Annotated in this window: 12 protein-coding genes; 6 read left to right on the top strand and 6 right to left on the bottom strand. The window is 73.0% G+C overall.

Annotated features, from left to right (window positions below; all coding sequences use genetic code 11):
* A complete protein-coding gene (locus PSED_RS31350; RefSeq protein WP_013678237.1) occupies positions 1–1,431 on the bottom strand; it encodes a form I ribulose bisphosphate carboxylase large subunit in 1,431 nt (476 codons plus the stop codon).
* Between the two features lie 171 nt (positions 1,432–1,602).
* Between PSED_RS31350 and PSED_RS31345 the strand changes: the two genes are divergently transcribed.
* Positions 1,603–2,628, top strand: coding sequence for a class I fructose-bisphosphate aldolase (locus PSED_RS31345; RefSeq protein ID WP_013678236.1), 1,026 nt, complete (start codon positions 1,603–1,605; stop codon positions 2,626–2,628).
* 144 nt (positions 2,629–2,772) lie between these two features.
* Positions 2,773–4,083, top strand: coding sequence for an IS30 family transposase (locus PSED_RS31340; RefSeq protein ID WP_013673246.1), 1,311 nt, complete (start codon positions 2,773–2,775; stop codon positions 4,081–4,083).
* A 150-nt stretch (positions 4,084–4,233) separates the two neighbouring features.
* On the opposite strand, the gene PSED_RS31335 is transcribed toward PSED_RS31340, so the two are convergent.
* Entirely contained in the window at positions 4,234–5,499 is a 1,266-nt protein-coding gene (locus PSED_RS31335) for a GAF domain-containing sensor histidine kinase (RefSeq protein WP_013678235.1), read from the bottom strand.
* 25 nt (positions 5,500–5,524) lie between these two features.
* Complete coding sequence (locus PSED_RS31330; RefSeq protein ID WP_013678234.1) at positions 5,525–6,196, bottom strand: response regulator; 672 nt, start codon at positions 6,194–6,196, stop codon at positions 5,525–5,527.
* Positions 6,197–6,356: 160 nt separating this feature from the next.
* On the opposite strand from PSED_RS31330, the gene tkt reads away from it, so the two are divergent.
* Complete coding sequence (gene tkt, locus PSED_RS31325; protein ID WP_013678233.1) at positions 6,357–8,390, top strand: transketolase; 2,034 nt, start codon at positions 6,357–6,359, stop codon at positions 8,388–8,390.
* 14 nt (positions 8,391–8,404) lie between these two features.
* The gene (locus tag PSED_RS31320; RefSeq protein WP_013678232.1) at positions 8,405–9,352 is read left to right on the top strand and encodes a phosphoribulokinase; all 948 of its coding nucleotides are present in this window, start codon (positions 8,405–8,407) and stop codon (positions 9,350–9,352) included.
* A gap of 59 nt (positions 9,353–9,411) precedes the next feature.
* On the opposite strand, the gene PSED_RS31315 is transcribed toward PSED_RS31320, so the two are convergent.
* Positions 9,412–10,419, bottom strand: a complete 1,008-nt coding sequence (locus PSED_RS31315) for a class I fructose-bisphosphate aldolase (RefSeq protein ID WP_143770687.1) — start codon at positions 10,417–10,419, stop codon at positions 9,412–9,414.
* 197 nt (positions 10,420–10,616) lie between these two features.
* On the opposite strand from PSED_RS31315, the gene PSED_RS31310 reads away from it, so the two are divergent.
* Entirely contained in the window at positions 10,617–11,180 is a 564-nt protein-coding gene (locus tag PSED_RS31310; RefSeq protein ID WP_013678230.1) for a hypothetical protein, read from the top strand.
* 85 nt (positions 11,181–11,265) lie between these two features.
* Here the strand turns inward: PSED_RS31310 and PSED_RS31305 are convergent, their stop codons facing one another.
* The gene (locus tag PSED_RS31305; protein WP_013678229.1) at positions 11,266–12,243 is read right to left on the bottom strand and encodes a carbamate kinase; all 978 of its coding nucleotides are present in this window, start codon (positions 12,241–12,243) and stop codon (positions 11,266–11,268) included.
* A 211-nt stretch (positions 12,244–12,454) separates the two neighbouring features.
* Positions 12,455–13,468 carry a class I fructose-bisphosphate aldolase gene (locus PSED_RS31300; RefSeq protein ID WP_013678228.1) on the bottom strand — a complete coding sequence of 338 codons (1,014 nt, stop codon included), beginning with the start codon at positions 13,466–13,468 and terminating at the stop codon, positions 12,455–12,457.
* Between the two features lie 360 nt (positions 13,469–13,828).
* Here PSED_RS31300 and PSED_RS31295 point away from each other — a divergent pair, with 360 nt between their 5' ends.
* The gene (locus PSED_RS31295) at positions 13,829–14,611 is read left to right on the top strand and encodes an HAD family hydrolase (protein WP_013678227.1); all 783 of its coding nucleotides are present in this window, start codon (positions 13,829–13,831) and stop codon (positions 14,609–14,611) included.
* The last annotated feature ends 47 nt before the right edge of the window (positions 14,612–14,658 follow it).

The following is a 14,658-nucleotide window of genomic DNA, read 5'->3' as shown; positions in this document are numbered from 1 at the left end:
TCAGGCGTTCGTCGGCGTCGCGACGACGTCGGGGGTGTCGGTGGACTCGTAGTTGAAGGTGATGTCGCCCCAGGTCGCGAGCGCGGTGTCGAGCGCGCGGTTGCGGGAGGCCGCCTTCTTGAGGATCTCCGGACCCTCCTTGTAGTAGTCGACGCCCTCGTTGCGGGCCTTGATCATGGCCTCGAGCGCGACGCGGTTCGCCTCGGCGCCGGCCGCGATGCCCATCGGGTGCCCGATCGTGCCGCCGCCGAACTGGAGGATGACGTCCTCGCCCAGGTAGTGGATGAGCTGGTGCATCTGGCCGGCGTGGATGCCGCCGGACGCGACCGGCATGACGCCGGGCATCGACGCCCACTCCTGGTCGAAGTACAGGCCCTTCGACAGGTCGGCCTTGATGCTGTCCTTGCGGAGCGTGTCGTAGAAGCCGGCCGTGGTCATCGGGTCGCCCTCGAGCTTGCCGACGACGGTGCCCGCGTGGATGTGGTCGACCCCGGCCAGGCGCATCCACTTCGAGATCACGCGGAAGCTGACGCCGTGGTTCTTCTGGCGGGTGTAGGTGCCGTGGCCCGCGCGGTGCAGGTGCAGGATCACGTTGTTGTCGCGGGCCCACTTGGCCATCGACTGGATCGCGGTGTAGCCGATCGTCAGGTCGATCATGACGATGACGGAGCCGAGCTCGGCGGCGAAGTTCGCCCGCTCGTACATCTCCTCCATCGTCCCGGCGGTGACGTTGAGGTAGTGGCCCTTGATCTCGCCGGTCGCGGCCTGGGCGCGGTTGACGGCCTCCATGCAGAACAGGAAGCGGTCGCGCCAGCGCATGAACGGCTGCGAGTTGATGTTCTCGTCGTCCTTGGTGAAGTCCAGGCCGCCGCGGAGGGCCTCGTACACGACGCGGCCGTAGTTGCGGGCCGACAGGCCGAGCTTCGGCTTGGTGGTGGCGCCCAGGATCGGCCGACCGAACTTGCCCAGGTGCTCGCGCTCCATGACGATGCCGTGCGCGGGGCCCTGGAACGTCTTCACGTAGTGGGTGGGGATGCGCATGTCCTCGAGGCGCAGCGCCTTGAGGGGCTTGAAGCCGAAGACGTTGCCGATGATCGAGCTGGTGAGGTTGGCGATGGACGCCTCCTCGAACAGGTCGATGTCGTAGGCGATGTACGCGATCCACTGACCGGGGGTGTTCGGCACCGGGTCGACCTTGTAGCACTTCGCCTGGTAGTGCTCGAAGGTGGTGAGGCGGTCGGTCCACACGACCGTCCACGTCGCGGTGCTCGACTCACCGGCGACGGCCGCGCCGGCCTCCTCCGGCGGGACCCCGTCCTGCGGGGTGATGCGGAAGGCGCACAGGATGTCCGTGTCCTTCGGCTCGTAGTCGGGCTGCCAGTACCCCATCTCCGCGTAGGGGATGACACCTGCGTTCCAGCGATCTGCCATGCCCTGAGCCTGGTCGACGATCGTGAATCTGTCTATCAAGAGTTATTAGTTGATTCTGAAGTAAATACTCAAGTATCGACGCCCACCCCCGCTCTCCACCTCGCGGGGGAGTCGTGCGCACTCGACGCGCTCTTACGGTGCCCGCCGGTGCCACAACGGGAGGACTTCGACATGAGTGAGCTCGCGAGCGAACCGACGAGCGCGTGCAGGCAGATCGCGGAGCGCATGGTCGCGCCCGGCAAGGGCGTACTCGCCGCGGACGAGAGCATCGCGACGATGTCGGCGCGCCTGGAGAAGGCAGGCGTCGAGGCCACGGCCGAGAACCGGCGCCGCTACCGGGAGCTGCTCTCGGCCACGCCCGGGCTGGCCGACGGCGTGTCCGGCATCATCTTCTGCGACGAGACCCTGCGGCAGACCTTCGCCGACGGGACACCCTTCGCGACGGCCGTCCATGCGCTCGGCATCCTGCCCGGGATCAAGGTCGACGCCGGCGCCAAGCCGCTGCCCGGCGGTCTCGAGCGCGAGACGATCACCGAGGGGCTCGACGGGCTGCCCGCCCGGCTCGCCGAGTACGCCGGGATCGGCGCCGCGTTCGCCAAGTGGCGCGCCGTGTACGTGATCTCCGACGCGACCCCGAGCGCGGGTGCCGTCCGGGCCAACGCCAACGCGCTGGCCCGGTACGCCGCCGCCTGCCAGGCCGCCGGCATCGTGCCGATCGTCGAGCCCGAGGTGCTGATGGACGGCACCCATTCGATCGAGCGCTGCGCCGAGGTCACCGCCGACGTGCACGCCGCGGTCCGCGAGGAGCTTGCGCTGCTCGGCGTCGACCTCGGGGGCATCGTGCTCAAGCCCAACATGGTCGTCGAGGGCAACGGCACCTCCGTGCCGTCCGCGCCCGAGGTCGTCGCCGCCGCGACCGTCGAGGTGCTGCGCGCGTGGCCGGCCGAGCTCGCGGGCGTCGCGTTCCTCTCAGGTGGGCAGTCGCCCGAGCGGGCCACCGCCAACCTCGAGGCCATGCAGGCCATCGCCACCCCGTGGCCGCTGACGTTCTCGTTCGGCCGCGCGCTGGTCGACCCGGCCCTCGCGGCGTGGGTGGGCAAGGACGAGCAGGTCGTCGACGGGCAGAACGCGCTGGCCGCGCGGGTCGCCGCCAACGCCGCCGCGGTGCGTCGCCGCGCGGAGCTCCAGCCCGCCTGACCCGCTGCTCCAGCACACGGCCGGTCCCTGCTCCGGGGCCGGCCGTGTCGCGTCGGGGCGCGTGCAATCCCGGGCGCAACCTCACCGTCGTGTTGCGGGCGGTGGATTCAAGGGTTCGTCGCAACACCCTGTCGAGCTGGGGTGATGAGTGTGATCGGTCCGCCGAGGGTGCCGCGGGAACGGGTCCGCCGGTTCTGGAGGGCCCGGTTGGCGGGGGCCACGATCGCGCAGGCCGCCGCGGAGGTGGGGGTGTCGGCCTCGGCCGGGCGGGGGTGGGTCGTCGAGTCTGGTGGGATGATCCCGGACCTGACCGAGCCCGGCGGGCGTTATCTGTCCCTGGCCGAACGTGAAGAGATCGCCGTGGGCTGGGCGGCCGGGCACAGCCGGGCCGAGATCGCCCGGCGGCTGGGCCGCCACCGCGCCACCATCGGCCGGGAACTGGCCCGTAACCGCACCGTGCGCTATCCACGCCGGCCCCCGCTGCCTGACGGGCGCCCGCACCGCCTGGGGCCAGACCCGGGCACGCACGGCGGCCGGGACCGGCCCCAGCACGAACGGCTGCGGTACCGGGCGGTGGTGGCCCAGGCCAAAGCCGAGGCCCGCGCCCGCCGCCGCACACCCGCCAAACTCCTCACCCACCCCGAGCTGGCCGCCCACGTACACACCAGGCTGGTCGAGCAGCAGTGGAGCCCGGAGCAGATCAGTCAGACTCTGCGCCGAGACTTCCCCGACCGGCCGGAGATGTGGGTGTCCCACGAAACCATCTACCAGGGCGTCTACCAGGCCCTCTACGTCCAAGGCCGCGGGCAGCTGCGCCGCGAGCTCGCGGGGTGTCTCCGGACCGGGCGGGCGTTGCGCCGCCCGAACCGGCTGCCCGACCAACGCCAACACCGCAACCAGACCCGGATCCGGGACAAGGTCATGATCTCCCAGCGGCCCGCGGAGGTCACCGACCGGGCCGTGCCCGGGCACTGGGAAGGCGATCTCATCCTCGGCACCGGCAACGAGACCGCGATCGGCACGCTGGTCGAGCGGACCACCCGGTTCGTGTTGCTGCTGCACCTGCCCGGGGGCCACGGCGCAGTCCAGGTCCGGGACGCGATGATCGCCGCGATGCGGGTGCTGCCCGCGATGGTGCGCCGGTCGTTGACCTGGGACCAGGGCATCGAGCTGGCCCGCCACGCCGAGATCACCATGGCGCTGGAGTTGCCGGTCTATTTCTGCGACCCACACAGCCCCTGGCAGCGGGGCAGCAACGAGAACACCAACGGGCTGTTGCGCCAGTACTTCCCGAAAAGCACCGATCTGTCCGTGCACACCCACGCCGATCTGGACCGGGTCGCGGACAAGCTCAACTCCCGCCCCCGCAAAACCCTGGACTGGGACACCCCCGGGGAAAGACTGACCCGACTACTGTCGCGGCCAGTAACCACCGGTGTTGCGACCACCCCCTGAACCCGAGGGCGGCGGGGAGCGGTGGGGTTGCGCGCGAGAACCTGGGCGCAACCTGACGGTCGTCGCAGGGGCTCGGGAGAGCGGTGGGGTTGCGGCCGAGGTTCTGGGCGCGACGTCGGCGTCGGTGTCCGGGCGCAGCAGGGCAGGGGGTCAGGCGCGGTCGGTGGCGGCGTCCTGGGAGGACAGGGGGACGGTGGCGATGACCGTCGTCCCCGAGCCGCGCCGGGAGATCACCCGCAGTCTCCCGCCGACGAGCTCGGCGCGCTCGGTCATCGACTGCATGCCGTAGCCCCCCGAGCCGCTGCTGCCCGGCGGTGTGCCGGGCACGTCGAACCCGACGCCGTCGTCGATCACCTCGAGCCAGGCGGTGCCGCGGTGCACCCGGAACCGCACGCGTGCCAGCGTCGCCCGGGCGTGCTTGGTGATGTTCTGCAGGCACTCCTGCGCGATCCGGTACAGCGCGATCTCGACGTGCTCGGGGAGCCGCTCGTCGTCGAGCTCGAGCTCGATCTCGAAGTGGGGCAACGACCTCGCGAGGCTGGCGAGCCCACCGGCGAGCCCGAGGTCGTCGAGGACGGGCGGGCGCAGGCCGCCGATGGCGGCACGCGCCTCGTCGAGAGTGAGATCGACCAGGTCCCGGGCCAGCCCGAGCTGCTCGGCGGCGAGTCCGGGGTCGGACTGCATGCTGTGGCCGGCGGCGTCGAGGTGGTACGACAACGTCACCAGGCGCTGCGAGATGCCGTCGTGGATGTCGCCCGCGAGGCGCCGGCGCTCGGCCTCCTGCGCCGCGATGACCTGCTCGGCGAAACGCTCGTGCGCCCGCTCGCGGGCCTCGAGCTTGCGGTGCATCCGGGCCTGGTGCAGGGCGCCGGCGACGAGCCGCCCGATGACCCCGAGCAGCTGCAGGTCGCGGTCGGTGAACTCCCGTCGCCGGACGGTGTGGACGTTGAGAACCCCGACCAGGCCCGACGGTCCGGTCTCCATCGGGACCGAGGCCATCGAGGTGTAGTCGGTGCCGCGCAGCGCCGGGATCGGCACGTAGCGCGGGTCCGCCTCCTTGTGCTCGACGATCACCGCGGGCTCGCGGTGGCTCGCGACCCAGCCCGCGACGCCGGAGCCGATCGGCAGGTGGATCGCCCCGACGTGCTCGTCGAACGGCGGCGTCGCACCCGCGAGGGTCAGCGAGCGCTCGGTGTCGTCGAGGACGTGGACGAAGCAGACGTCGGTCGCGGTGGCGTCGGTGATCAGCCGCGCGACGGCCGCCGCCAGCGGTTCGACGTGCGGTCCGCTGGACGCGGCCTCGATGATGCCGAGCAGCAGGGCGTTGGCGCGCTCGGGCGAGGTCAGGCCCAGGACCGTGCCGTCGCCGTAGGGGTTGAGCAGGGCGTGCCCGGGCTCGCGGCCGAGCGGGCTCATCGGGCTCGCCCGCTCGCCGGCACGGTCACTGGAAGATCCCTTCGCGCAGGGCCGTCGCGACGGCGGCCGTCCGGTCGCCGACGCCGAGCTTGCGGTAGATCGAACGCAGGTGGCTCTTGACGGTCTCGTCGCTGACGACGAGGCGGGTCGCGATCCCCCGGTTGGACAGCCCGGTGACCATCAACGACAGCACCTCGGACTCGCGGTGGGTGAGGCCCTGCCGGGCGCCGGGCCAGAACTCGTCGCTCTGCAGCCGCGCCGCGGTGTCGACGGCCCGGCCGGCCAGCGACGCGTCGATGACGGTGGTGCCGGTGTGCGCCAGCTCCAGCTGCCGGACGAGCTCCTCGCCGCTGATCTTCTTGAGCAGGTAGCCCGAGGCGCCGGCTCGCAGGGCCTGGAAGAGGTACTGCTCGTCGTCGTAGACCGACAGCAGGACGACCTTCGCCTCCGGATCGCGCTCGCGCAGGGTGCGGCACAGGTCGAGACCGCTGGCGCCCTGCATGCGGACGTCGCAGAGCACGATGTCGGGTGTCAGGCTCGCGACCGTCGACACCGCCTGGTCGGCCCCGATCGCCTCGCCGACCACGCGGACGCGGCCGCGGAACGGCGCCAGCATCGCCTTCAGGCCGGCGATCACCATCTCGTGGTCGTCGACGAGGACGATCCGCAGCGGACCTCCTGACGTGGGCGTACTCATGCAGGAACTCTAGGCGCTCCGGACCCGTCCCCGGCTTCAACCCTGACTTCCCCCGCGTCGGGGAGGGCGGGGCGTGACGGCGGTCCTAGCGTCGGCTCCCGATCCCGGGCACGTGGCGCCGCTCGCGCCGCGCGCCTTCCTACCCAGCGGAGGTTGCGGCATGACTACCGCCCCCAGCGTGACGGCCGAGCGCGCCGGCCGGTCGGCGGACCCCGACGAGCTCGCCGTCGCCACCCTGCGGTTCCTCGCGGCCGACGCGGTGCAGGCGGCGAACAGCGGTCACCCCGGCCTCCCGCTCGGCACCGCACCCGCGGCCTGGACCCTGTGGTCGCGCCACCTCAAGCACGACCCCGCGGACCCGGACTGGCCCGACCGCGACCGGTTCGTGCTGTCCGCGGGCCACGGCTCGATGCTGCTCTACGGCCTGCTGCACGTCTTCGGCTACGACCTGCCGATCGACGAGCTCGCCCGGTTCCGCCGGCTCGGCTCGCGCACCCCGGGGCACCCCGAGTACGGGCACACCGTCGGCGTCGAGACGACGACGGGCCCGCTGGGCCAGGGCCTCGCGACGGCCGTCGGCATGGCGGTGGCCGAGCGGATGCTCGCCGCGCGCTGCAACACCGCCGAGCACACCGTCGTCGATCACCGGACGTGGGTCCTCGCGGGCGACGGCGACCTGATGGAGGGCATCAGCCACGAGGCGGCCTCCCTCGCCGGGAAGCTCAGGCTCGGCAGGCTCACCGTCGTCTACGACGACAACGACATCACGATCGACGGGTCCGCCCGGCAGAGCTGCACCGACGACGCGGCCGCCCGGTTCGCCGCCTACGGCTGGCGCACCCTGTGGGTCGACGACGGCAACGACGTCGCGGCGCTGGACCGGGCCTTCGCCGAGGCGGCCGCCACCGAGGACCGGCCCACGTTCATCACCGTGAAGACGACGATCGGGTACGGCGCCCCGGGCGTCGAGGGGACGTCGAAGGCGCACGGCAGCCCGCTGGGCGCCGAGACGATCGCGGCGATGCGCGAGCGGTTCGGCTGGCCGGACACCCCGTTCCACGTCCCGACGGCGGTCCGGCTCGCGACCGCCGAGCGGGTCGCCGTGGGGGCGAAGGCCCGGCTCGACTGGACCCGCACCCACGCCGAGTGGGCGGCCGCCAACCCGGAGACCGCGGCGGCCTTCCCGTTGGGCCGGATCCCGGTGGCGGACGAGGCCGCCGCGGCGCTGGCCCCGCTCGCCGACGAGGCGACGGCCACCGGACGGACGGCGACCCGCAAGGCCTCCGGCGCGGCGCTCAACGCGCTGGCCGCGGTGTACCCGGCGCTGGTCGGCGGCTCGGCCGACCTGGCCGCGTCGACCAACACCGCCATCCCGGGCGGCGCGGTCACCGCCGATGACGCGTCCGGCCGCACCATCCACTTCGGCATCCGTGAGCACGGCATGGCGGCGGCCATGAACGGCATCTCGCTGCACGGTGGGCTGCGCGTCTTCGGCAGCACGTTCCTGGTGTTCGCCGACTACCTGCGTCCGGCGCTGCGGCTGGCCGCCCTGATGAAGCAACCGGTCGTGCACATCCTCACCCACGACTCGGTGCACGTCGGCGAGGACGGCCCGACGCACCAGCCGGTCGAGCACATCGAGTCGCTGCGGATCATCCCCGGCCTCACGGTGCTGCGCCCCGCCGACTCGGCCGAGACCGCGGTGGCCTGGGAGATCGCGGCCGGCAGGCTCGACGGCCCGACGGCGCTGATCCTCAGCCGCCAGGACCTGCCCGACCTGGGCGGTGCCGGGCTCGACGACGTGCGTGCCCACGGCGCCCGCGTCGTCCGCACGGCGGCGGGGACCCCGGCCGTAGTGCTCGCGGCGACCGGCTCGGAGGTGTCGTTGGCACTGGTGGCCGCCGAGCTCTTGGCCGCCCGCGGGGTCGAGGCGACGGTCGTCTCGGTGCCCTGGCGGGAGCGGCTCGAGGCGTCGCTCCGCGACGGCGGCTTCGCCCTGCCCGATGCGCCGGTCGTCTGGATCGAGGCCGGTGTGACGACGGGGTGGCGGGCGCTGGCGGGACCGCGTGACGCCGTCGTCGGCATCGACCGGTTCGGCGAGAGCGGCCCGGGCCACGAGGTCGCCGACCACCTGGGGCTCTCCGCGACCGCGGTCGCCCGGGTCGCACTGGCCGCGGCGGAAGCGGGAGCTTAGGAGGCGGCATCTCGGTGCCGGACAAGACGTTGCGCATCACCAGGGCGGCCGGCCGGTCGCCGGTCAACCGGCGGCCCGTCATGCTGGGCATCGCCGGGGACTCCGCGGCGGGCAAGACGACGCTGGCCGCGGGGCTCGTCGAGGCCATCGGCCCGCAGCGGTGCGTGTCGCTGTGCACCGACGACTACCACCGCTACGACCGTGAGGAGCGCAGGGACAAGCCGTTCACGGCGCTGCATCCCGACTGCAACTACCTCGGCATCATGGAGCAGCACCTGCAGCTGCTGGCCAGTGGCCAGCCGGTCCTCAAGCCGGTCTACGACCACGCGACGGGCCGGCTCACCCGCCCGGAGCTGGTGGAGCCCAACGACTTCATCATCGTCGAGGGGTTGCTGCCGCTGCACAGCAAGCTGGCCAGGGCGTGTTTCGACGTGACCGTCTTCCTCGACCCCGACGAGCCGACCCGGCGGGGGTGGAAGATCGAGCGCGACACGCGTGGTCGCGGGTACGACGCCGCCGCGGTGCTGGCCGAGCTCGACCGGCGTGAGCCGGAGTCGCAGGCCTACATCCGGCCGCAGCGCAGGCACGCCGACATCGTCGTCCGGTTCGCCCCGGTCGAGGGGCGCGACGACCCGGGGGTGCCGTTGTCGGCCGAGCTGCTGTTGCGTCCGACGATCCGCCATCCCGACCTCGACGAGATCGCGCAACCGGGCGTGCACCGCGCCGTGCACCTGCGGCTCGACCGCGACACCGACGGCAGGCCCGTCGACACCCTGCACGTGCACGGATACGTCGAGCGGGAGGAGAGCGTCGCGGTGGAGAAGGCGATCTGGGCCTCGATCGGCGAGCCGATGTCCGGTGCCCCCGAGTGCCTGGGACGGCTGGGGAGCGCCGGCCGCAGCGAGCCGCTCGCGATCACCCAGCTGCTCCTGCTGCACCACCTCGTCGAGGCGAGCCGCTAGACCGCCCGCCGGCTCCCGAACGCCCCGGACGCGACTGCCGTCCGGGGCGTTCGTCGAGGTCAGCCCGCCCGGCGGGTGATCTCGGTCCGGGCGGCCCGCCCGACCGCGGTGGGTGTCCCGAGCCTGCCGAGCAGCTCCGAGCGCGCCGCGGCGACGCGGTCGGGCCGGCCGGCCCAGGTCCGGGCGACGTGCACCAGCGTGCTGCGGCCGAGACAGAACCCGATGGGCCACGGCGGGTTCAGCCAGGTCGTCGCGGCGAGGTGCGCCGTCAGCCGGTCGGGGCGGCCGGCCGGGGTGAACACGACGCAGGCGAGCGGGACCGCGGCCGCGCCGCGCAGGCTGCCCAGCGTCGCGCGAGCGATGTCGTCGGCGGTCGCGACGTGCCGGTCGCCGGGTGCGACGAGGGTGCAGCCGAGCACGATCCGCGCGGTGTCGACGCCGGTGACCCGCACGGCGTCGAGCACGGTCGAGACCGCCGCGGTGTGCACCGACCCGACCGTCGCGAGGTCGTCGCGCGACCCCGGTCGCACGACGACGTCGACGAACGGGACCAGACCGCGGCCGAGGCACACCGCGGACCACCCCGCCACCAGCCGTGCCGTGGCCCGCAGCTCGGTCGGCGCCCCCGCGCCGGAGACGACGACCTGCCAGCGCGCGAAGCTCGCGCCCGCCGCGACGTGCCGGGCGATCTCGTCGTCCAGGTCGTCGACGGATCCGGCGATGTCGTGGCCGCGGCGAGTGCCGTCGCCCATCCGTACCCCGATCGGAATTCGGTTGCGGCGCAGTGCAGTTCGCGACGCGCCCGACCCGTGCAACGTCACGGGATCGACGAGCACCCCGCCCACCGCTCGGTCGAGCCCGGGCGTCGTGAGGACGACGTCGCGGAATGTGGCCGCGGTCGAGGTCGAGATCGGAACGCTCCCGGCACGGAACAATTCGGCGAGATTCGAGTCGGGCTGATCGAGCGCGAGCAGGCCACGCGTCGGAGCCGGCGCTGGTCCTGGCGGTGTGAAGACGTCACCCATCTGGGCCTCCCGGAAGGTGTTGAACACGTGTGGTGAGGACATGATCCGGATCACCACACGACCGTGGAATTGCGGACAACGAGGCGGATGCGAGAGGTTGTCCGGCCGATCTTCGGGTTCTCGGAGACCCGTCACGGTTCAGTAACGCAAAGTTGCAATTGTGGACTATAGTACGGCTCGCGTTTACGATCCGACACGTTCAGCGAACGTTCAGGACACCTCGCACCGAAGGGGAGGCCATGCCGCCCATCGTTCTCGTATTCACCGTGACCGGCTGTGCGCTCTTTGTCATCTCCAGCTTCTTCCTCGGCTGGGGCGCAAAGGCGGACGACTCGGGCTCGAACCCGCTCAAGACCGTGGGTGCGATCGCCATCGCAGCCGGCGTCGTCGACCTCATCTCGGCCGTCTACATCGTCACCCAGCGGACCTCGGCCGACCTCGGTGCTGCCGGCGGCGGCGGCGGTTCGGTCCCCGTGCTGCTCGGCGGCCTCGTCGGCTTCTACGGCCTGTTCTTCACCTCGGTCGGTACCGCGGCCTTCCTCGGTCTCGACCTGCGCCCCATCGCCAACCTGGCGATCCCCGTCGGCATCGTTCCGCTCTTCTGGTGGAACTTCGCTCCCTTCCAGGGCGGCTGGCTGTTCCGCTCCATCCTCGTCGTGTGGGTCGTCGCGTTCCTGGCGGTCGCCGCGACCGTGTACGGCAAGCTCGGCGCCAAGGCCCTCGGCGGAATCCTGCTCCTCACCGCCCTCTACACGTTCTTCCTGCCCGTGGTCTTCCTCGCCACCGGCACCGCCATTCCGTGATCGGTTGAGCGGTAAGGACGGGGCCCGCGCGAATTGCGCGGGCCCCTCCTTTTGTTTCTGCCGAGTTACTGCGATGTAAAACGGATCAGGCTTCGGCCGCCGGTGCCCCGACGATGTCGGCGACGATGCGGGTGCCGATCCGGGAGCTCTCGTCGTCGGCCAGTGCGGTGGCCGCGAACTCCGGGGTGGTGACGACGACGGTCGAGCCGCCGTTGCGCAGGAACGCGATACCGGCGCGCACCTTCGGGCCCATCGAACCCTCCGGGAACTGGCCGTCGGCGAGGTGGCGCTCGACCTCGTCGACCCCGATCTCGTCGAGGGCGCGCTGCGTCGGCCTGCCGAAGTCGACCATCACGTTCGTGACACCGGTGACGAGGACGAGCGCGTCGGCACCGAGCTGGTTGGCGAGCTGCTGGGCCGCGTAGTCCTTGTCGATGACCGCGTCGACCCCGGCGAGCCCGTTCCCCTCGTCGACGACGGGGACGCCGCCGCCACCCGCCGCGACGACGACGACACCGGCGTCGGCGAGCGTGCGGATCGACGCCGCCTCGAGGATCGCCTGCGGCTTCGGGGAGGGGACGACGCGGCGGTGGCCGCGGCCGGAGTCCTCGACCATCGTCCAGCCGCGGGTCTCGACCGCCTCGGTGACGGCGTCACCGTGGAAGAACGGGCCGATGGGCTTGCGCGGGTCGTCGAACGCGGGGTCGTCGGAGGCGACGGCGACGTGCGTGACGATCGTCGCGACGTCGATGTCCTCGCCCGCCCGGGCCGTCTGCCGCAGCGAGATCGAGATCAGGCTGCCGAGCTGGCCCTGCGTCATGGCGCCGAGGGCGGACAGCGGCAGTGCCGGGACGACGGACGCGCCCTCCTCCTGCTGGATGGCGAGGTTGCCGACCTGCGGGCCGTTGCCGTGCACGATCACGACGTTCCAGCCCGCGCGGCGCAGCGCGTGCACCGTCTCGGCCATGGCGCGGGCGTTCTCCGCGAGCTCGGCGAACGTGCCCTGCTGGTCCTCGCGGGTGAACGCGTTCCCCCCGAGGGCGACGACTGCGGTCCTCGACATGCGGTTCCTTCTTCCTCCGTGACCGGCGTGCCGGGCGTGGCCCGGTCGGTCCGGCATTCCCGGCTCGGGTCGAGCCGGCCCTGGCGTACGGGGTCGTTGAGATGCAGAGTGGCCTGCGTCGTTGCAGGGATGTTGCGTGGACCACACGCGCGGTCCCCGGGAGCCGGGGACCCACGAGCGGTCCTCACGAGCCGGACCACACGAGCGGTCCCTAGGAGCCGGGGACCGCGGCGAGCGGCCGGGCGCCCAGCGAGGAGCAGGCGGTGGCGAGCCCGTCGCGCAGCGCCTGCTGCCCGGCGCGGACGGAGCCGCCGCGTCCGCGCCACGCCAACAGGGCCGGACGCGTCACCTCGCGGCCGAGGTAGAACGTGACCGGCCACGGCGGGTCGGCCTCCCGGACGGCCCCGACCGCGGCGGCCGCGGTGTGCAGCGACGCGTCGCCCGCGGTGAGCGCGACGCCACCGAGCCGACCGGGGAGCGCGACGAGCGGCCCTCCGGTGACGGGGTCGGTGCCGGCGACGTACTCGGCCTCGGTGCTGATGACGACGGACGGCAGATCGACCTCGATGTCCTCGAGGTGGCCGCAGACGCTGAGCAGCGCGGCCGCACGGGCGGCGCTGCGCTGCGCCGGTGTGCCGTCGCGCATCCGGGTACCGACGCGGACGACGGGCACGACACCGACGGTCTGGCAGGTGTAGGCGAAGCGCGCGGCGGCCTGGCTGTTGACGGTCAACGTCCGCAGCGCGCCGTAGTCGATCGCCGAGCCCGACGACATGCTCCACACCGCGAACGTCGCGCCGAGCGCCTGCAGCCGGCGCAGCCGGTCGGCCAGCCCGTCGAGCCCGGAGGTGATGCGTTCCTCGCGGTCCGACGACAGCGGCTCCGCCCCGGTGTCGGCCCGCACCCCGACCAGCACCCCGGCCGCGCGGAGCCGATCGAGCAGACCGCGGCTGCGGGCGCCCGTGGCCGCCGGAGCGGTGCCGAGCCGGTCGGACGTCGCGGCGGCGGCGCCGAACGCCTCCGGCGGCAGGACGACGGCGCTGGCCGTCGTCGACAGGTCGGGGGAGCCGAGCACCATGTCCCGGTAGGCGGCCGCACCGGTGGGACCGGACTCGGCACCGACCGCGCTGAACCGGCGGTTGAGCCGTGCCGGGTCGGTGTCGAGCGCGAGAACGGCCTTGCGGAACGCGAACATCCGCCGGGTCCGCCGTCGCAACGCGTCCATGCCGCACCTCCGTCGAACGATCGCGGGCGGATCGCCACCGGCCGCCGCGCACGTGCCTCGATGTGCCTCGCGTCGATCGCGTGCGCCGCCGCGGGGACGCCCGCGCCGGGGCGACGGCCGCGGTGCTCCCACATCCGGAACGGGCAGGGTCGCGCCTGCCCCGGTCGAGCCGCACCCCCCGGGCGGGGGATAGGCGTGGGCAACCGGGGGAGGTCCGGCCGCCGGGGCGCCACCGCACCCGATCCGCCCCCCTCGTGGGGGATGGGTCGTCCGGGGCCGGCACGAACACTCCGTGCCGGTGCCGGGCCTGTCACGGGCCCGCCGGACAGGTGTGCGCGGTGCGCGGGAGGTGGGGCTGCGGTGGGGGGCACGGACGGGGTGGCGGCGGTCGGCGGACTGCAGGCGGTGATCTTCGACGTCGACGGCACGCTCGCCGACACCGAACGCGACGGGCACCGCCCCGCGTTCAACGAGGCGTTCGTCCGGCACGGGATCGACGTCGAGTGGGATGTCGAGCACTACGGCTCGCTCCTGCGGATCACCGGCGGCCGCCGCCGCGTCGCCGCCGACCTCACCGGCCGCGGGTGGGACCCCGACGACGCCGCCGCCACCGCGCTCGACGTGCACCGGACGAAGACGGCGCTCTTCGTCGAGCGCGTGCAGGCGGGCGCCTTCGTGCCCCGTAAGGGCCTGACCGCGTTCGTCGACGGCCTCGTCGCCGCCGGCGTCCGGATCGGCGTCGCCACGACGGGCCGCCGCGACTGGGCGGTCCCGCTGGTGCGGCACCTGCTCGGCGACGTCGTCGAGGTCGTGGTCACCGGCGACGAGGTCGAGCGGCTCAAGCCGGACCCCGAGGCCTATCTCCTCGCGTTGCAGGGTCTCGGGCTCGACGCCTCGGCCGCGCTGGCGGTCGAGGACTCCGGCGTCGGCGTCCGCGCGGCGACGGGGGCGGGACTGGCGACGGTCGTCGTCACCAACGGCTACACCGTGGGCCAGGACTTCACCGGCGCCGCGCTGGTGCTGCCGGGTTACGACGGCGGCCCCGGCGGCGGTCCCGGCGACAGGACCGCGCAGGGCGGCTCCGGGCCGCTGACCGCGCAGCGCGCGATCGACGTGCACACCGCGTGGTGGCGGGCCCGTTGACCATGCCGGCCGCGGGCGTCGTCACCGACGGCGTGGCCGGACGGATT

Origin of the sequence: Pseudonocardia benzenivorans CB1190 (genome assembly GCF_000196675.2) — a bacterium.
GTDB classification, from domain to species: Bacteria; Actinomycetota; Actinomycetes; order Mycobacteriales; family Pseudonocardiaceae; genus Pseudonocardia; species Pseudonocardia benzenivorans.
Note: the sequence above shows the minus strand (reverse complement) of the source record. Positions and strands in the feature narration are given on the sequence as shown.

Bases quoted from the DNA above. Each gene is read 5' to 3' on its own strand.
- PSED_RS31335 (WP_013678235.1), bottom strand. From the start codon at position 5,499: ATGAGCCCGCTCGGCCGCGAGCCCGGGCACGCCCTGCTCAACCCCTAC.
- PSED_RS31350 (WP_013678237.1), bottom strand. From the start codon at position 1,431: ATGGCAGATCGCTGGAACGCAGGTGTCATCCCCTACGCGGAGATGGGG.
- PSED_RS31340 (WP_013673246.1), top strand. From the start codon at position 2,773: ATGAGTGTGATCGGTCCGCCGAGGGTGCCGCGGGAACGGGTCCGCCGG.
- PSED_RS31330 (WP_013678234.1), bottom strand. From the start codon at position 6,196: ATGAGTACGCCCACGTCAGGAGGTCCGCTGCGGATCGTCCTCGTCGAC.
- PSED_RS31305 (WP_013678229.1), bottom strand. From the start codon at position 12,243: ATGTCGAGGACCGCAGTCGTCGCCCTCGGGGGGAACGCGTTCACCCGC.
- PSED_RS31310 (WP_013678230.1), top strand. From the start codon at position 10,617: ATGCCGCCCATCGTTCTCGTATTCACCGTGACCGGCTGTGCGCTCTTT.
- PSED_RS31345 (WP_013678236.1), top strand. From the start codon at position 1,603: ATGAGTGAGCTCGCGAGCGAACCGACGAGCGCGTGCAGGCAGATCGCG.
- PSED_RS31300 (WP_013678228.1), bottom strand. From the start codon at position 13,468: ATGGACGCGTTGCGACGGCGGACCCGGCGGATGTTCGCGTTCCGCAAG.
- PSED_RS31315 (WP_143770687.1), bottom strand. From the start codon at position 10,419: ATGTCCTCACCACACGTGTTCAACACCTTCCGGGAGGCCCAGATGGGT.
- tkt (WP_013678233.1), top strand. From the start codon at position 6,357: ATGACTACCGCCCCCAGCGTGACGGCCGAGCGCGCCGGCCGGTCGGCG.